Origin of the sequence: Nocardia sp. NPDC050435, assembly GCF_040655395.1 — a bacterium.
In the GTDB taxonomy this organism is placed as follows: domain Bacteria; phylum Actinomycetota; class Actinomycetes; order Mycobacteriales; family Mycobacteriaceae; genus Nocardia.
The window spans coordinates 251157-268805 of record NZ_JBFAJW010000002.1 but is presented as its reverse complement, the minus strand read 5'-3'; the positions used below and the strand labels follow the sequence as shown (position 1 = coordinate 268805).

At 70.2% G+C, this 17649-nt stretch carries 14 protein-coding genes, 1 tRNA gene and 1 other RNA gene; 7 read left to right on the top strand and 9 right to left on the bottom strand.

Annotation, left to right across the window (positions count from 1 at the left end):
- The first annotated feature begins 119 nt into the window (after window positions 1-119).
- Window positions 120-1592, top strand: coding sequence for a wax ester/triacylglycerol synthase domain-containing protein (locus tag AB0I43_RS05610; protein WP_356971588.1), 1473 nt, complete (start codon window positions 120-122; stop codon window positions 1590-1592).
- A 194-nt stretch (window positions 1593-1786) separates the two neighbouring features.
- Here AB0I43_RS05610 and AB0I43_RS05605 read toward each other — a convergent pair whose 3' ends face one another.
- The 4 genes from AB0I43_RS05605 to AB0I43_RS05590 all read right to left on the bottom strand — a co-directional run bounded on the left by AB0I43_RS05605 (window position 1787) and on the right by AB0I43_RS05590 (window position 5191).
- Entirely contained in the window at window positions 1787-3058 is a 1272-nt protein-coding gene (locus tag AB0I43_RS05605; RefSeq protein ID WP_356971586.1) for an ROK family protein, read from the bottom strand.
- Between the two features lie 271 nt (window positions 3059-3329).
- A complete protein-coding gene (locus AB0I43_RS05600) occupies window positions 3330-3695 on the bottom strand; it encodes a DUF488 family protein (RefSeq protein ID WP_356971584.1) in 366 nt (121 codons plus the stop codon).
- Window positions 3696-3807: 112 nt separating this feature from the next.
- On the bottom strand, window positions 3808-4518 hold the full coding sequence (locus AB0I43_RS05595; protein ID WP_356971582.1) for a hypothetical protein: 711 nt from the start codon (window positions 4516-4518) through the stop codon (window positions 3808-3810).
- A gap of 91 nt (window positions 4519-4609) precedes the next feature.
- Window positions 4610-5191 carry an HhH-GPD-type base excision DNA repair protein gene (locus AB0I43_RS05590; RefSeq protein ID WP_356971581.1) on the bottom strand — a complete coding sequence of 194 codons (582 nt, stop codon included), beginning with the start codon at window positions 5189-5191 and terminating at the stop codon, window positions 4610-4612.
- Between the two features lie 109 nt (window positions 5192-5300).
- Between AB0I43_RS05590 and AB0I43_RS05585 the strand changes: the two genes are divergently transcribed.
- A complete protein-coding gene (locus AB0I43_RS05585) occupies window positions 5301-6143 on the top strand; it encodes a methyltransferase domain-containing protein (protein WP_356971579.1) in 843 nt (280 codons plus the stop codon).
- 55 nt (window positions 6144-6198) lie between these two features.
- Here AB0I43_RS05585 and AB0I43_RS05580 read toward each other — a convergent pair whose 3' ends face one another.
- Window positions 6199-7488 carry an aminotransferase class I/II-fold pyridoxal phosphate-dependent enzyme gene (locus AB0I43_RS05580; RefSeq protein WP_356971577.1) on the bottom strand — a complete coding sequence of 430 codons (1290 nt, stop codon included), beginning with the start codon at window positions 7486-7488 and terminating at the stop codon, window positions 6199-6201.
- Window positions 7489-7666: 178 nt separating this feature from the next.
- Window positions 7667-7761, bottom strand: an RNA gene (gene ffs, locus AB0I43_RS05575) — signal recognition particle sRNA small type.
- 119 nt (window positions 7762-7880) lie between these two features.
- Between ffs and AB0I43_RS05570 the strand changes: the two genes are divergently transcribed.
- The 3 genes from AB0I43_RS05570 (at window position 7881) to AB0I43_RS05560 (ending at window position 9794) form a co-directional block, all read left to right on the top strand.
- A complete protein-coding gene (locus AB0I43_RS05570; protein ID WP_356971575.1) occupies window positions 7881-8834 on the top strand; it encodes a hypothetical protein in 954 nt (317 codons plus the stop codon).
- A 55-nt stretch (window positions 8835-8889) separates the two neighbouring features.
- Window positions 8890-8978 (top strand) — tRNA-Ser (locus AB0I43_RS05565).
- Window positions 8979-9050: 72 nt separating this feature from the next.
- Window positions 9051-9794: an ABC transporter permease gene (locus tag AB0I43_RS05560; protein WP_356971573.1), complete on the top strand. Its 744-nt coding sequence runs from the start codon at window positions 9051-9053 to the stop codon at window positions 9792-9794.
- Here AB0I43_RS05560 and AB0I43_RS05555 read toward each other — a convergent pair.
- Window positions 9791-11401, bottom strand: coding sequence for a DUF2207 domain-containing protein (locus AB0I43_RS05555; protein WP_356971571.1), 1611 nt, complete (start codon window positions 11399-11401; stop codon window positions 9791-9793). The two genes, AB0I43_RS05560 and AB0I43_RS05555, sit on opposite strands and share 4 nt — an antisense overlap.
- 78 nt (window positions 11402-11479) lie before the next feature.
- Here AB0I43_RS05555 and AB0I43_RS05550 point away from each other — a divergent pair, with 78 nt between their 5' ends.
- The gene (locus tag AB0I43_RS05550) at window positions 11480-12571 is read left to right on the top strand and encodes a neutral zinc metallopeptidase (protein WP_356971569.1); all 1092 of its coding nucleotides are present in this window, start codon (window positions 11480-11482) and stop codon (window positions 12569-12571) included.
- Window positions 12572-12578: 7 nt separating this feature from the next.
- Here the strand turns inward: AB0I43_RS05550 and AB0I43_RS05545 are convergent, their stop codons facing one another.
- Together AB0I43_RS05545 and AB0I43_RS05540 are read right to left on the bottom strand one after the other, a co-directional pair.
- Window positions 12579-13850: an ammonium transporter gene (locus tag AB0I43_RS05545; protein ID WP_356971567.1), complete on the bottom strand. Its 1272-nt coding sequence runs from the start codon at window positions 13848-13850 to the stop codon at window positions 12579-12581.
- A gap of 119 nt (window positions 13851-13969) precedes the next feature.
- On the bottom strand, window positions 13970-14794 hold the full coding sequence (locus AB0I43_RS05540; protein WP_356971565.1) for a hypothetical protein: 825 nt from the start codon (window positions 14792-14794) through the stop codon (window positions 13970-13972).
- 452 nt (window positions 14795-15246) lie between these two features.
- Here AB0I43_RS05540 and AB0I43_RS05535 point away from each other — a divergent pair.
- Window positions 15247-17649, top strand: a 2403-nt coding sequence (locus AB0I43_RS05535; RefSeq protein ID WP_357431474.1) for a DNA polymerase III subunit gamma and tau, incomplete at its 3' end; no start/stop codon positions are given.

The window sequence follows — 17649 nt, the reverse complement described above, 5'->3', positions numbered from 1 at the left end:
TTTTCTGAAATCTTGTGCCCATCAAGATCATTCGTCGTTCCGCCGCCGCGGTGGTGAGCTGTGGGGACGCCGGCGATATGGTCGGCGCAGTCAGTGATCCGGCCGCAGGGAGTCAGCGCATGTACGAACGGCACCGCGTGGCCGCGCCGGACGCCACCATGTACTGGCTGTCCCAGCGCACGCGCAACGACCTGTTCCTGCTCTACGCCTTCCGCGACCGCGGCGTCCCCACCGCGGACCTGCGCGCCCAGGTGCTCCGGCGGGTGGCGGACATCCCCGGCCTGCGGGTCCGCTTGCGCGCCGTGCCGCGCGATCTCGACTACCCGTCCTGGGTGCCGTGCGCCTTCGCCAGTGACCAGTTCGTCGAACACCCTTTGCCGCAGCCGGATTGGCCACACCTGCAGGCCGCCGTGGGCGACCTGCTCGGCACCGGAGTGGACGCGGCGGACCGGCCTTGGCGGCTGCACCTGTTCCGCGGTGTCGCGGGGGCCCCGATGGCCGCCGACGATCCGTGCACGGTGGTGGTTCTGCAGATGTCGCACGCGCTGGCCGACGGGCGGCACGGGGCGGCCCTTGCCCGGGCGTTGTTCGGTGCGGAAGAGGTCGGTGCGGTGAACCCACCTGCCGTGGGTGCTGCGGTCGATAGTGTGCCGGGCGCGCTCGCGGCCGCGTCGGGCAAGAAGCCCGGCACAACCGGCGTCGGGCTGAATCGTGCGCGGAGCGTGGCAGCGGCGCTTGCGCCCGCGCTCGGGGTATCGCGCTTTCCGGTGCAGGCGGTGCGGACATTGACCAGCGGATATCGGGCGTATCGTGCGCAGCGGGAGCTTGCTGCGCTGTCCGAATCCGGCCGACTACCCGGGCCCGCACCGAGTTTCGCGCCCAGCCTGGTGAATCCGGCTGCCGCCCCGGCCGATTCGGAGCACCGCGTCCGGATGCTCGTCTTCGACGCCGCTGCCTTACGGCTGCCGGACCGCACGGTCACCGTCGCGGCCCTGACCGCCGTCTCGGTGGCGCTCTCCGAATATCTCGCCCAGCGCGGCCGGCCGGTCGAACGCTCCGGGGCGCAGGTCCCGATGGCGCTCCCCGGAAAATCCGCGGCCCGCAACCACTACCGCAGTCTCGGCGTCGACCTGCACCTCAGCGAATCCGACCTGACCGCACGCTCTGCTGCCATCGCCGCCGACCAGTCCGCCCGCCGTGTCCGCGCGACCCACCCGCTGCTCACGGCCCAGGACGCCGTCACCGCGGTAACGCCCGCCCTCCTCCTGCGCCGCGACGTAGCGGGGTACCCCCTGGACACCGTCCCCGACGCCCTCGCCGGCCACACCGTCGTCTCCAGCGTTCACCGCGGCCCGGCCGACCTCACCTTCGGCGGCCCGTCCCTGTTCACCGCGGGCTTCCCCGCCATCGGGACGGTCATGCACCTCACCCACGGTGTCCACGGCCTAGGCGACACCGTCACGATCTCGATCCATGCCGACAGCGCCGCCATGCCGGATATCGACGCCTACGCCGATCTGCTTCGCGGGGCGGTGGCTCGGGTGACGGCTGCGCACCTGCCTGGCGACCGGCGCCCACTCGACGATCGGTAGGGCGCGCAGGTGCCGAGTGGCCGATGTCGCCGCTCGGTGTCGCTGTGCGAAACCCGACGCTTCGGTGCTCGCGATGTAACGGAGCCCCGCCTCGCTCCCGGGTAGGCCGCCAAAGCTGTTGTCGTGAGGCGACTTCGGGAAAGACCGGAGGGCGCGGCCGGCGGAGTTCCGGTCGCGCCCCTCGGCGGGTTGGCTCAGTCGGTGAGTCCGATGCGGCGGGCCGCGGCCAGGGGGTCGGCGTAGATCGCGCTCAGGGAGGTGGCGACCGCGGCGAACTCCTGGACCTTGCCGCCGAAACCGCTGATCCGGATGTCGGTGGGCGGGAGGGTGGTGCTCTGGCGGAAAGCGTTGGCGACGTGGGTGATGCCGGGCCGGTAGGCGGTGAAGGCCTGGCCGCCGAGGATGACGCGATCCGGGTTGAACATGTCGCGCACCAGGGCGACGGTGTCGCCGAGGATCGTGGCACGTTCCTGGAGCAGCTCACGGGCCGGCGCGGAACCGCCCTCGGCCGCCCGGTACAGGTCGGCGACGGTGGTGCCCGCGGTCCCGTTGTGCGCGGGAATGATCCCGAGACCGACCGCGCGCGCGTGCAGCGCGCGATCACCCACGGTGACCTCCAAGCAGCCGCGCCGGCCGCAGGTGCACTGCACCTGGGATCCGGTCGGGAGGTGCGCGATGGAGCCGGGGCCGTTGCTCGGGGTGTGCACGCGACCGTCCAATGTCACCGCGACACCGGCCATTTCGCGAACATAGAAGTAGAGGCTGCTGCCGCGCTCCTGACCCGGGCGCGGCTCCGGGGTGGGCAGCAGCAGTTCCGCGGCGGCCATGGCCTCCACGTGCGGGGCCACCGACACCGGTAGTTCCAGCACGTCACCGAGGACGGCGCCGAGCGCGGCGCCCTGCCAGCCGAGTTTGGGGTGGTCGACCAGGCCGGTGGCCGGATCGACCCGGCCACCGATAGCGGCGCCGGCCCAGAGTGGTTTTCGCCGGTGCCACCGCTGCAGGAAGGCTTTGGCGCTGCGCGCGACCGTGGTGGTCGCGAAGTCCTGGCCGGTCTGCGGGGTGGCGATGGCCAGCCCGCCGAGAATGCGGCCGCGCAGGTCGGCGACCACGATCTTGGTCGCGGCCGCGCCGATGTGGACGCCGAGGGTGAGGAAGGCGTCGTTGTCGATTTCGAACGGCACCCGGGGCCGGCCCACCGCACCCGAGGTGGCCAGGTCGGGGCGCTCGCGCAGCAGTCCGGCCGCGAGCAGCGAGGACACCTGACGGTTGACCGTCGCGATGCTGGAACCCGTTGTCCGCGCGGCATTGTCGCGCGAGACGGGCCCGCCGGTGGCGGCCCGCAGCACGGCCGCGGCGGGGTTGTCGGCGATCCGGAATTCCGGCGCGACGACGGGACGCTGCACGCGGGTGCGACCGGTGGCGGCGGCCCGGGAACCGGGCCGCTCGAGGGTGGAGAGAGCCATGGGAGAGTCCAAGCTTCGAGTCCCGGCCGAACGGCGGGACATGTCTACGGGGTCGGCGACGAGGCGGCCGATTCGAAAGAACTCAGCCGCGGCAGCGGGAACAACACAGTTCCCGGGTGAGGGGCAGCCGCAATCCCAGCGCGGCAGTCACATAGGTGACCCGCATCGCGGTGGTGGGATTGGTAGACACCAAACGAAGTTAACATCGAACCGGACCCGTGACCAAGCCCTGTTCTGCCGGGGTGCGCGACGCCACAGTTATCTGCGCAGGTCAGCGCCCTGACCGGAGTGAGCGGAGCAGCACGCTCACATGGCTGTGCTCCGGATCCTTCGTCGCGGTCACCAGGGTGACGCGCTCGTGTTCGGCCCGCTTTCGCAAGGCGCGCAGCGACTCCTGACGGGCATCGCCGGCCAGTTCCGCCTCGTATCGCGCGGTGAACTCGGCGAAATTCGCGCCCGGATCGTGGTGGAACCACGTCCGCAGTTCGTTGGAGGGGGTCACGTCCTTGGCCCACTCGTCGATCTCGGCGTGCTCCTTGCTCACCCCGCGCGGCCACAGCCGATCGACGAGCACCCGGTAGCCGTCGCTGGGCTCCGGTGCGTCGTAGGCGCGCTTGGTCTGGAATCCGGTGGGCATGCCGAGCATCATCACCGACGCGCCGGTGCGCGGCCGCTGCGACGCACCGGCGCTCCGCAGCGGAAAACCCCGCCCGGCGAAAGCTGCTGGGCGGGGCGGGTTTCCGGATCGGTTACTTGGGTGCCGGGGCCGGGGGAGTGAAGGGGGTGCCGATCGTGGTGAAGTACTGGATCACCGCACCGACCGCGACGGGTCCGGTGATGAGGATCTGACCCGCCAGGGTGCCGAGAGCGCCGACGAGCAGCACGCCCGCGACGCAGCCCGCGAGGAAACCGGCGGGCAGACCCAGCAGAGCGGTCAGAGCCGAGGACAGGACCGCGCCGGTGGCACCGCCGAGGACGCAGCCGACGGCCGCGCCGCCGAGGCCACCGACCAGGGTGCCGATGGTCGCGCCCATCGAAATGGTCGAGGTCAAACGGGACCACGCGGCCTGCTCACGCTCGTACTCGGTCTTCCAGGGCGCCTGGTTCTCGAACGGCAGGGCAACGGGCTTGTAGACGGCCTTGCTCACCTCGAGTTGGGGCGTCAGGGTGGCGGTGCGGCCGGAGATGTCGGCGGCGATGGGGAATTCGAACTCGTCGATCTTCATGATCAGCGGGGTGCCCGCGACCAGGTTGCCGGCGGCGTCCTTGATTTTGAGGGCGCCGTCTTCGGCGACGATGGAGCCCTGGTCGATGGACAGGATCGACTGGGTGTCGGTGCTGTCGATGGTGTAGTTGATCGGCGCGTCGGTCTCGGCGGGGGCCGCGTTGACCGTACCGGCGGTGACCCCGGTCGCCGCCGTCACCAATGCGGCCACAACGGCCAGCTTCCTGATCCTCATGTACTGCTATCCCTCATCCGGTTGATGCTTGTCGAGGGCTCAGCTTCATTGAGCAAATAGCTGGTGACCAGGGAAAAACGCAGGCCGATTCTTACTTTCCGGCGGCCTTGGCGGCGGCCTTCGCCTCCTTCTTGAACGCGCGCACCTCGAGCAACGACTCCTGATCGACGATGTCGGCGGCGGAGCGGCGCGAGTTCTGCTCGGAGTAGGCGCCGGCGGCGGCCTCCCAGCCCGCGGGCCGGACTCCGAGTTGTTTGCCCAACAGCGCCAGGAAGATTCGCGCCTTCTGATCGCCGTAGCCCGGCAGGTCCTTGAGCCGGCGCAGCACTTCCTTGCCGTCCGGATCGCCCTGGGTCCAGATCCGCTCGGTCTTGCCGTCGTAGTGCTCCTGCACGTAGCGGGCCAGCTCCTGGGTGCGCCGCGCCATCGACCGGCCGTAGCGATGAATGGCCGGTGGGGTCGAGCACAGGTCCTCGAACGCCTCCGGATCCGCCTGGGCGATCTTGTCGATGCCGAAGCCGTCCATCCGGTCGGCGATCTTCTTCGGCCCGCGGAAGGCGTGCTCGAGCGGATACTGCTGGTCCAGCAGCATTCCGGTCAGCAGCGCGAACGGATCCTCGGAGAGCAGCCGATCCGCCTCCGGTTCCTGGGCGAGACACAATGTGACGGTCACCGTCGATCCTTTCTCCGGTCGGTAGCCAGCGGTCGGCATCGATCATCCCACCCCGGTCCGTGCGATCATCCGAGTGCGCTGCGTCACAGCTGGGCGTATGCTCCCGGCCATGCCTCACACGACGGCCTCTTCCCCGGATCGGCTCCGCGACACCTACGCGCCGCGTCCGGATCGTTTCGATCGCGCCGGCCAGGACCAACTGGTCGACGTGCGTGACCTGCAAGCAGCACTGCCCGGCATCCACCGGCTGCGGGACTGGGCGCACGACGCCCTCGCCCTGCGCGCCGGCGAACGCGCGGTGGACATCGGCTCCGGTACCGGCTCCGAGGTGATGGCGTTCGCGAACGCCGTCGGCCCGACCGGCACGGCGATCGGCGTCGAACCCGACCCGCACCTGCTCGCCTCCGCCGAGCGCCGTGCCAAGGACGCCGGGTCGCACGCCAAATTCCATTCCGGCGACGCCTACGGCCTGCCCTTCGGCGCCGACAGCTTCGACGCCGCCCTGTGCGAGCGCGTGTTCCAGCATCTGACCGCACCCGCGCGCGCCGCCGCCGAGATCGCCCGGGTGCTGCGCCCCGGCGGCCGCGCGGTGGTGGTGGACGTCGACTGGGGCACCGCGATCGTGCACCCGGGCGACCGCGACGTGGTGCGCGGCGTGGTCGACACCCTGGTCGCGGCGACCACCAATCCGTTCTCCGGTCGGCGGCTTCCGGGCTTGCTCAGCGCCGCGGGCCTGGTCATCGATGAGATCGGCTCGCACGCGCTGATCCAGGACCGCTCCGTCGGCGCGGGTTCGCTGGTGCATCGCATCTCGGCGATGGCGGTGGCGCGCGGCTCGATCAGCGAGGCGCAGCGCGACACCCTGCTCGCGGAGCTGCGGCACGGCGCCGAGAGCGGCGACATCCATCTGTCGGTGACGATGTTCGCGGTCTCGGCACACAAGCCCGAGTGAATCGGAACGACGAACGGCGGGTGTCCAGGGGGCACCCGCCGTTCGTCGTTCGGACCTACTTGTCCAGCAGCTTCTCGGTCGCCGCGAGCAGCACGCAGGTGGCCAGGCCGTCCATGGCCTTTTCCAGCTCGGGCAGCTTCGGGAAGCTCGGCGCGATGCGAATGTTCTTGTCCTCCGGGTCATTCCGGTACGGGAACGCCGAACCGGCCGCGGTGAGCGCGATGCCCGCGTCCTTGGCCAGCGCGATCACCCGGGCCGCGGTGCCCTCGAGCACGTCGAGGCTGATGAAGTAGCCGCCCCTGGGCTCGGTCCAGGACGCCACCTTCGACGCGCCCAGCCGGTCCTCCAGGATCTTCAGCACCAGCGCGAATTTCGGCTCCAGGATCTCCCGGTGCTTCTGCATGTGGGCGCGCACGCCCGCCGCGTCGGAGAAGAAACGCAGGTGCCGCAGCTGGTTCATCTTGTCCGGGCCGATGGTCTTCTTGCCGGCGTGCGAGAGGTACCAGTCCAGGTTCGCCGCCGAGCCGCCCAGGAAGCTGACGCCCGCGCCCGCGAAGGTGATCTTCGAGGTGGAGGCGAACACCAGGGGCCGGTTCGGATGACCGGCCGCGGCGGCCAGGCCGAGCACGTCGATCACCGGTTCCGCGGTGTCGGTCAGCGGGTGCACCGCGTAGGCGTTGTCCCAGAAGAGGCGGAAGTCCGGCGCCGCGGCGGGCATCGAAACCAGTTCGCGCACAATCTCTTCGGAGTGGGTGTGCCCGGTCGGGTTGGAGTAGTTCGGTACCGCCCACATGCCCTTGATCTGCGGGTCGTTCGCCACCAGTTCGGCGATGGCGCGGGTGTCGGGGCCGTCGTGGTCCATCGGGATCGGGATCATTTCGAAGCCGAGCGCCTCGGTGATCGCGAAATGACGGTCGTAGCCGGGAACGGGACACAGCCACTTGATGGTCTCCTCCGCGGCCCAGCGGCGTTCGGAATCGTTGGTGCCGTAGAGCATCGCGAAGGAGATGGCGTCGTGCATGAGCTCGAGGCTGGCGTTGTTGCCGGCCAGCAGGTTCTCGACCGGGATGCCGAGGAGCTCACCGAAGATGGCGCGCAGTTCCGGGAGACCGTGCAGGCCGCCGTAGTTGCGGCAGTCGGTGCCGGAGCCGTCGCGGAAATCGCCCGAACCGGGCAGCGAGAGCAGGGCGGCGGACAGGTCGAGTTGCTCCGGTGAAGGTTTACCCCTGGTCAGGTCCAGCGTGAGCTTCTCGGTCTGGAGCGTCGCGTAGTTCGCGGTCTGGGTCTCGTGTTCGGACACGAGCTCCTCGTGGCTCATCAAACCGATCTGCGTTTGCCGGGGCATCCTGTGCAGCCTTTCCAAGCAGGCGAAGGGGCATGTAGTTGGCGGCCCGGACCTGTAGGGCGGACCGCGTCACACCGTACCCGGGTGTCGCTCCGAAGTGGAGGGGATTGTTCAGGGCCGGAATGGGATCCACCCGGACGTTTCACGGGAGGGGATGGCACGGCCGAGCGCTCAACATTTAAGGGGACCCCGCGCACCCGGCAGAGCCCGTTGACCCTTGCTGCCTTCCGGCCCTGGGGGAGTTCACAGGATGCGCGCCGCGCGGGATCCGAGGACGAGTGTAGCGGATGCCGGGCGGCGAATATCGGGTGCCCCGAATTCGGGCATTGTGGCTACGATCGGTCCAACATCGGAGGGGCATTACCCGCAGAAGGTACGAGGGGACCGGTCGCGTGACTGAGAAGAATCCACCCAACGGCGATTCGACACCGGCGGGTGCGAGTCCGGCCGAGCCGACCGCGCACTGGTGGGAGCAGCCGACGGCGGCCGGCGACGCACCCGATCCGGCGCGTTCCGAACCGACCATGATCGGCGGTCCCACAACGCCTTTCGCCGGATACGACCAGTACACCCCGCCGCCGCAGCCGTACGCGCCGCCGCCACCGCAGCCGTCCTACGCGCCGCCGCCGCAATACGGTGCGCCGCAGAACTTCGCGCCGCAGCCGCCGCCCTATCAGCGGCCCAAGTCCAGCAAGACGCCGTGGCTCATCGCGGGCGGCGTCGCGCTGGTCCTGGTGCTCGGCCTGTTCGCGGGCTGCGTGGCACTGGTCGACTCGGCCAAGGATTCGCTGAACACCGGCGGCGGCAACGCCGACGGCAAGTACGCGATGGACAAGATCACCAACGCCTGCAGCCTGATCGACACCAACGTGATCACCAAGTGGGCCAAGACACCCTCGGGCACGCCGGAGCACACCGAGACCCAGCCCAAGAGCTACACCGGCGGTGAGCTCAAGTGCAAGGCGTCGAGCAAGGAAACCAGTTCGACCAGCAAGTACCACACCAACACCGCCGATATCGATCTCGAGGTCTCCTTCCTCGGCGACGGCTCCTTCGCCAAGCACGACTACGACAACTGGAAGGACTACGACACCGGCACCACCGGCACCGGTCGTTCCTCCGGCGAGGTCACCGGCATCGGTGAGAAGGGCTACTGGCACTCCGAGGTGCGCGACTACTCCAGCTACGCCATGACCGAGTACACCGTCGCGGTGCAGGACAGCAATGTCTCGATCAAGGTCGAGATCAGCGTCGACCGCGCCGACGGCGATTCCTTCAACAAGGAGGAAGTCGCCCAGGTCGCCAAGGAACAGGTCCGCAAAGCCCTCGCGGGGCTCCAGAAGTAGCCCTCTGACAGGGGCATTTGGTACTCACCCGTGGGTACCCGGTATGCTGCTCGACGGAGGATTCGCCTAGTGGCCTATGGCGCTCGCCTGGAACGCGGGTTGGGTTAACAGCCCTCAGGGGTTCAAATCCCCTATCCTCCGCCACGAGAAGGCCCCGATCATTCGATCGGGGCCTTTCTCTTGCTCTCGATCCGGTTGCGCCGCAGCGTTATCGGGATGAACGTCGCCGTCGGTCCCTTACTGGCAATGATCCTGCTGCTGCTCACCGCTGTCGCGGCGGTGCTGGTCCGGATCGCCGGGTCGGGAACCGCGCGCGAGGTCTGGGTCGCGGCGGTGCGCGCGACCGCGCAGCTCACCATCGTCGCGCTGCTCATCGCGGCCGTGCTGCGCAGTACCGGATGGACGGCGCTGTTCGTGACGGGAATGGTCGTGGTCGCGGCGGGCACCGCGGGGCGGCGGATCACCGGCTCCACGCGCGGGCCCGGCTGGTGGACGCTGCTGCCGATCCTCGCGGGCGTGACGCCGGTGCTGGCGCTGCTGGTGGGCTCCACCCTGGTGCCGGCCCGCCCGGTGGCCGTGCTGCCCATCGCGGGCATTTTCGTCGGGGGAGCCATGACCGCCTGCGCGCTCGCGGGCCGCCGTGCCCTGGACGAACTGCGCACCCGGCACGGCGAGTACGAGGGCGGGCTGGCGCTCGGACTGCTCCCGCGCGACGCGGCGCTCGAGGTGTGCCGGGACGCGGCCGGGTCGGCGCTGGCCCCGGCGCTGGATCAGACCCGCACGGTGGGACTGGTCACACTCCCGGGCGCGTTCGTCGGGGTGCTGCTGGGCGGAGCCGGTCCGGTGGCCGCGGGCGCCACCCAGCTGCTGGTGCTGATCGGGCTGCTGGCGATCGAGGCCGCCGCGGTGCTGCTCACCCTCGAGCTGGTCGCCACCGGACGACTGCGCGCGGGCGGCTAGTCACTGCCCTGCTTGCCGAACAGGCCCTCCATCGCGGTGATGAAGTAGGGGAAGTGGCTCGCGAACCGCAGCAGATCCCGATCGTGCTCGAAACCGCCGAACCAATAGATGCCCGGTTGTGAATCGGCGGCCGGATTGACGTTGCGGAAGGTGCGGATCCAGTTGTCGGTGCGGCCCGAGGCGACCGCGAAGGGCAGCGCGCGGGAGAAGACCGTCTCCTGATCCGCGGCCGGAATCTGTTCGGCGCGAATGGCATCCAGTCCGCGCTGCAGCGCGCGGACCTGCCCGGCCAGCTCCCGGCCCAGCGCGGTGCGCGCCGGCAGGTACTTCGGCAGCAGCACGGCCGCCACACCGCCCAGCAGGAGCGCCACACCGACCAGCGCGTGCCCGGCGGTGACGGCGAGCGCGATCGTCGTCACGATTCCGGCCAGGATCAGCGCGCCGCCGAACCAGGTGGCCGGGCCGGGGCGGGTGCGGTCGACCAGGGCGTCGCGCGCCACGGCGTCGGCGATGATGGCCTTGCGAATCTCGGAGACCGGCATGCGCCCGCGCAGCTCGCCGACGCGCACCGAATCCGTGCCGTCCGGCAGCAGCGCGGTGTAGACGCCCCGCTCGTAGTCCCGCAGCTGATCGTCGGGGGTGTTCACCCGGGTGATCTGCCAATCGGCGGCGTCCGCGCCGAGCGGGGTGACCCAGATGTAGCGGCGCACCGCGAGGTCGATCACCGTGGCGGCGATATCGATCGGGTCGGCGTAACCGTCCACCACCAGGCCCGCCTCGCCGGGCAGCAGGCCGCCGGGCGAGGTGAACTGGACCTGCCCGTCCTCGCGGCGCAGCGGATCGATCACCTCGGCGCCCGCCGTGGCCGCGGCGTCCTGGCGGCGCGCGCGGGCGGCGTAGGCGGCGAGCCCGGCCAGCGCGAGCAGCAGCGCGCCGAAGGCGAGCAGCGCGGGGGTGGTGACGGCGAACGGATTCGCCTTCTCCGCCGCGACCGCGACGGTGCCCGGGGGCAGTTGCAGGCTCAGGTCGATGGCGTCGCCCTTGCGCAGGTCGGTCTGCTCCAGGAACAGCACGCCGTCGGCCTCGACGCGCACGTCGGCGCACGCCCGGGTATTGCCGGGCGGCCCGAGTTTGCAGTCCACGATCGACATTTCGAAGCTCGGGCTGATCAGCGACACGCTGAGCGAGGCGATGTCGTTGTTCACCACGCCGAGCCAGCGGAACTGCTGCGCCGACGGGGCGTCGGTGACCATGTTGTGAATGGTGTAACTGAACTTGGACTCGCCCGGATCGGCGTCGACGATGAACTGGTCGTCGGCGATTCTCGACGTGCCCGCCCCAGTGACGGTGACGTCGGTGACCTGGAAGCTGCGCAACACGTCGTCTTTCAGCTGCAGGCGCAGCGGCAGCGCCATGGTGAAATCGCCGCCCGGCGGCACCGTGATCGCCTCTTCGACCCGCAGGACGCCGTCGGGGGTGAGGGTCAGGTCGGCGACGATGGTCGCGCCGGGTGCGGCGGGCTGGCTGTGTGCCTGCGGTGCGCTCGCGATCAACCCGAGGCCTGTGAGCAGCAGCGCTGCGGCCCGGATCCCCCGAAAAGTCAGCATGGCAGCCTACTTTAGACAGGTTGCTATCCTGCGTCAGCGGAGCGTGACGACGAAACTGAGACGAGGGGGTACGGGGGAGTGACACAGCCACCGTACGGACATGGATCCATTCCACCTGGTGGACAGCGTTTTCCGGCGCCCGGATATCGTCCGCAGCCGCCGGGCTACGGCACGCCGCCCGGCCCCGGCTACCGCCCGGGCCCGGGATACGGCGCACCGCAGGGCTTTCCCGCGCTCCGGCCGAATCAGCCGCCCGCACACCGTCCCCCCATCCCACCGCCGCTGCCCTACGGCCCCTCCGGCGGCGCCCCGCGCCCGCCGCGCAAACAGCGCGGCGGCGGTGGCCTGTTCGCCTTGCTGCTGGTGGTGGTCGTGCTGGTCACCGGTGGGCTGGTACTGAACGCGGTGCGCAGCGGCGACGGCAAGGAACCGGCCGTCGCCTCCGACGCCGCGGGCACCGGCTCGCCCGGCGCCAACCCGCTGCTCACCGACCAGGACGCGACCCTGCTGCCCGCCAAGTGCGCGTATACGGCCTGGAGCACCGAGGTCGAGACCGCGCGCACATTCTTCGAAACCGCCGCCGACTGCCTGCAGGACGCCTGGAAACCGCTGCTGGCCAAGCAGAATCTGAGCTTCGAGCCGCCGACGCTGAACGTCAGCGCCAGCACCGAGGGCATCACCACCCCGTGCACCGGCACCACCAGCAGCTTCGCCGCCTTCTACTGCCCGGCCAACAAGACCATCTACATGCCGATCAGCCAGCTGCAGACCGACATCTTCCGCAACAACTGGGTGGTCTATCTCTCGGTGTTCGCCCACGAGTACGGCCACCACGTGCAGGCTGCGTCCGGAATCCTGCGGCGCGCCAACGCCGAACGCGTCGACGCCGGCGTCCGCAGCGCCCGCGGGCTGGAACTGTCACGCCGGGTGGAACTGCAGGCCCAGTGCTTCAACGGCATGTACCTGGGTTCGGCGAACAAGGGCGGCGCGCTGTCCAGCGGTCAGATGACCGTCGCCCAGCGCGACGCCAACGGCCGCGGCGACGGCCCCACCGACGCCCGCGACCACGGCAGTGCCGAGAACAGCGGCAACTGGTTCGAGATCGGCGTCGACGAGAACCGCACCGCCCAGTGCAACACCTTCACGGCGGCGGCCGCGGCCGTCAGCTGACGAACGGTCAGTGGCTGCTGCCGAAGACGCTCTTGCCGGTCGAATGCCCGTGCACGCCTTCGGCGTACGCGGTCTCGGCGTGCAGGGCGAAGTCGATGCCCGAGGTCTCGTCCTCCTTGGTGATGCGGAAGCCGATCGTCTTGTCGATGAGCTTGCCCAGCACGAAGCTGACGGTGAACGCGAAGGCCGCGACCGCGAGCACGCCCACCAGCTGCTTGCCGAGCTGTGCCGGGCCGCCGCCGTAGAGCAGGCCCTCGACGCCGCCGGTCATGATCTGGTTGGCGAGCAGGCCGATCAGGATGGTGCCGACGACGCCGCCGACGAAGTGCACGCCGACCACGTCCAGCGAATCGTCGTAACCCGCCCGGAACTTCCAGCCCACCGCGAACGAGCACACCACGCCGGCGACCAGGCCGACGATGATCGCGCCGAGCGTGTTCACCGAGCCGCAGGACGGAGTGATCGCGACCAGGCCCGCCACGACACCCGAGGCCGCGCCGAAGGTGGTCGGGCGGCCGTCGCGGATCTGCTCCACCGCGAGCCAGCCCAGCATGCCCAGACAGCCCGCGACCAGTGTGTTGAGGAAGACCGCGGCCGCGGTGCCATTGGCCGAGAGCGCCGAGCCGGCGTTGAACCCGAACCAGCCGAACCACAGCAGGCCCGCGCCGAGCAGCACGAACGGCAGGTTGTGCGGGCGCATCGCGTCCACCTTGAAGCCGATGCGCGGGCCGAGCACGATGGCCAGCGCCAGCGCCGAAGCGCCGGAGGCGATCTCGACGACCAGGCCGCCCGCGTAGTCCAGGGCGCCGAAGTGCAGCAGCCAGCCGTCGGGACCCCACACCCAGTGCGCGATCGGCACGTACACCGCCAGCGTCCACAGCGGCACGAAGACCATCCAGCCCGCGAACTTCGCGCGGTCCGCGATCGCGCCGCTGACCAGGGCGGCGGTCAGGATCGCGAAGGTCAGCTGGAAGGTGACGAACAGCAGTTCCGGCACCGTGCCCTTGACCGAGTTCGGGTCGATGCCCGCCAGGGCGAAGTGGTCCAGGTTGCCGATCAGCCCGCCGCCCGCGTCCTCGCCGAAGGCGAGGGAATAGCCGGCCAGCAGCCAGACCACCGTCACCAGGGGGATCGCGATGAAGCTCATCATCAGCATGTTGAGCACGCCGCTGGAGCGCACCATTCCGCCGTAGAAGATGGCCAGCGCGGGCGTCATCAGCAACACCAGGGCGGTGCTGACGAGCAGCCACGCGGTGGCCGCAGGATCGATCGAGGACACAGAAACTCCCTTCAACGCGGAATGCGTTGCAAGGAAATTAACTGATACTCACCCTGCGACCTACGTCACGTTCGGTTGTTTCGCCAGTGGTCGCGGCGATTTGTGAGGTGTAAGGCGGGCTAGCCTCGGGCCTTGCGGGCGAGCGTGCGCACGCCGCGGCGGCCGGGCACCGGCAGGTCCTCCTCGAGCGCGATCCACTCCGCGGTCGTCAGCCACAGTTGCTGCAGCCGGGCGTCGGCGGTGTCGTGGAACAGGCGCCGGCCGCGGTCGTCGCGCAACTCCCGCGCCAGCGTGGACCAGCGCGGCGGGCGGCCGTTGGCGGCGCGGTAGTCCCGCAGGAATCCGGCGACCAGGGTGCCGATGGTGTTCACCGGCCGCAGCGAGACCCGGTTGCCGTACTTGGCGGCGTGGAATCGGCGTGCGGCGCACAGGGATTGGGGATTGGCGTTGGAGGCGATCCAGCCCGCGCGCTGGGCGCGCTCGATCAGCCAGAGGTGCTTGACGGCGGACGGCGCGATCTCGCCGATGCGGTCCGCGATCAGCGCCATCACCGGTTCGGAGGACAGCACGTCCCGGCGGGTGGGGCCGGTGCCGTGCGCGGTCCAGTGTTCGTGCGCCAGCCGGGCCAGCACCTTGCCGAAATCGTCGATGCTGCGCTGGGCGCGCCGGCCCAGCCGTTCGATCCGCTCGGCCTCGCGGCGCATCTCGTTCTGCGCGGTGAGGGTCCGGATCGCGGCCATGGTGGGCACCTGACCGCGTTCGAGGAGTTCGAGGATGGCGGCGGCGGTGGCGGGATCGGCGGCCGCGGCTACCGGTAGTGAATCGCGCTTGAGGGCGAAGTCCTGGGGGCTGATGGCACGGCTGAGGAGATCGACCGCAGTGCGGTTTCCAGCGAAGTCGGTGCTGGAGAGCCAGGCCGAGGCGATGTCGTCACAAGACGGCACGGTGGAGATTCCTCCAGGGCGGTTCGTCGAGATCGGAAGGGACTCGATTCAGGTTGTGCCCCGGCCGGGATGAGGGACCGGCCGGGGCCACCAACCTGATGAAGGTTTGGCTACCGAAGTTGCCGATTGCCACGGTAGCCAGCCGATTGCGTGATGTCATTCCCGGTAATGGATTCGTTACTTCCGAAATTTCCGGCGGTAACGGGGCGGATGTCCGAATAATTGCAGATCGGACGGTGCTCTCGCCGGTGTAAATCGGAAACCAACTGCCCGAGACCTTGTGATTGCTGACACGTAGCTATCACTCGCGCAGATCGGCGGGCCGGAAAAGGGAGCCGTACTGTTGGTGATCTGCATCACACTGGCTGGTGGTGGCCCGGGCCCGGCACCGTGTGTCTCGGGGCGCTGCGGCGGGTGTGGGTTTTGTCGGTGGTCGCCGGTAACCTCTGGCCGTGGCTCTGTACCGGAAGTACCGACCGGCAACGTTCGCTGAGGTAGTGGGTCAGGAGCACGTCACCGACCCGATCAGCACCGCGCTCGACACCGGGCGGATCAGTCATGCCTATTTGTTCTCCGGCCCGCGCGGCTGCGGCAAGACGTCCTCCGCCCGCATCCTCGCGCGCTCGCTGAACTGTGCGCAGGGCCCGACGTCCACGCCGTGCGGCGTCTGCCCCTCGTGCGTGGCGCTAGGGCCCGGCGGGCCCGGCAATCTCGACGTCATCGAACTCGACGCCGCCAGCCACGGCGGCGTCGACGACACCCGCGAACTCCGCGACCGCGCCTTCTACGCGCCCGCCGAATCGCGCTACCGCGTCTTCATCGTCGACGAGGCGCACATGGTCACCACCGCGGGCTTCAACGCGCTGCTCAAGATCGTCGAGGAGCCGCCCGCGCACCTGATCTTCATCTTCGCCACCACCGAGCCGGACAAGGTGCTGCCCACCATCCGATCGCGCACTCACCACTACCCGTTCCGGCTGCTGCCGCCCGCCACCATGCGCGGGCTGCTCGGGCGGATCTGCGAGCAGGAGAGCGTCGCCGTCGAAGAGGCGGTGTATCCGCTGGTCATCCGGGCCGGCGGCGGCTCCCCGCGCGACAGCCTCAGCGTGCTCGATCAGCTGCTGGCGGGCGCCGGGCCCGAGGGCGTCACCTACAACCGCGCGGTCTCGCTGCTCGGCGTCACCGACGTCGCCCTGATCGACGACGCCGTGGAAGCCCTGGCCGCCGACGACGGCGCCACCCTGTTCGGCACCGTCGACCGCGTCATGGAGGCCGGGCACGATCCGCGCCGCTTCGCCGTCGACCTGCTGGAACGCTTCCGCGATCTGATCCTGCTGCGCGCCGTCCCCGACGCCATCGAACGCAATCTCGTCACCGGCCCCGGCGATGTCCTGGAGCGCATGAGCGCCCAATCCCAGCGCCTCGGCGCGGCCACCCTGGCCCGCTACGCCGAACTCCTGCACGAGGGCCTCGGCGAGATGCGCGGCGCCACCGCCCCCCGCCTGCTCCTCGAAATCGTCTGCGCCCGCATGCTGCTCCCCTCGGTCTCGGACACGGAGTCGGCCACCCTCCAGCGCCTGGAGCGCCTCGAACGCGGCGTCGCCACCGGGGCCATCGCCCCGGCGGCCCCTTCGAGCGCGGCGCCCGCCGCCGCTCCGGATTCGGCCCCGGCGGCCCGCCCGGCCGTTGCCGAACCCGGCCGCCGCCGCGGTGCCGAAGCCCTGGCCGCGCTCCGCGCCGAGCGCGAAGGAGCCTCGACCACGGGCCCGCAGCCCGGTCAACCCGCCGGGCAGCGTTCCGCCTCGGGGCAGGGCCCGGCCGCACCCGCGCGGGAACACACCGACCACGCCGCTCCTGTCGATCAGGCTTCGACCCGTGCGACGCGGGAAACGTCAGCGGCCGGGGCGATCTCCTCGCCTGCCGCGCAGGACGCGTCTGCTGCCCAGGCGTCTACCGCGGCGCCTGCCGTGCAGGACACGTCTACCGCCCAGGGGGCGACCGCCGCGCCGGACATCTCCGGTGCCCAAGGGGCGACCACTATGCGGGATATGTCTGCGGCCAAAGGAGCGGTCGCCGGGTCTGCCGGGCAGGGCATGTCTGCGTCTCAGGGCTCGCACGCTGGGTCCGCCGCGCACGGCACATCTGCCGCGCAGGGAGCGACCGCCGCGCAGAACACGTCTACGGCGCACGGGCCGACCGCTGCTCCCGACACGTCTGTGGCACAAGGGGCCGCGACCGCCACTCCGGCTGCGTCGGAAACCGACCGGCCCGCTCATGGTTCTCGACACCCGGTCGGAGCCGATACGGGCGCGGGGCAGGGTGTGGCCGCCCAGAGTTCGAGCCAGGCTGCGCGAGAAGCGCGGACTGCACCTGACGGAGTCGCGGCCGAGCAGACATCCGCGCCGGCGCACCGTGATTCCATAGCGGCTGCGCACGGTTCGGCCGATGGCGACGGGGCGGCACAGGGTGCGAGTTCGCATGGTGCGCACGCGGAGCGGCAAGATGGGCAGGATTTCGCCCGGCAGGCTCAGGCGCCTGCGGAGGGGCAGGGCCGGGCCCCGCATTCTGCGGATGCGCATGCGAACTTCGAGCAGACTCGGCCATCTGCGGAGCCGCAGGAGGTCGCCGAGCAGGCTCAGCATTCTGTGAATGCACAGAGTGGGGCCGGGCATGCTCAGCATTCTGTAAATGCGCAGGGCGAGGCCGGGCAGGCTCAGGGATCTGTGGGTGCGCAGGGCGGGGCCGGGCAGGCTCGGGATTCTGTGGGTGCGCAGGGCGGGGCCGGGCAGGCTCGGGATTCTGTGGGTGCGCAGGGCGGGGCCGGGCAGGCTCGGGATTCTGTGGGTGCGCAGGGC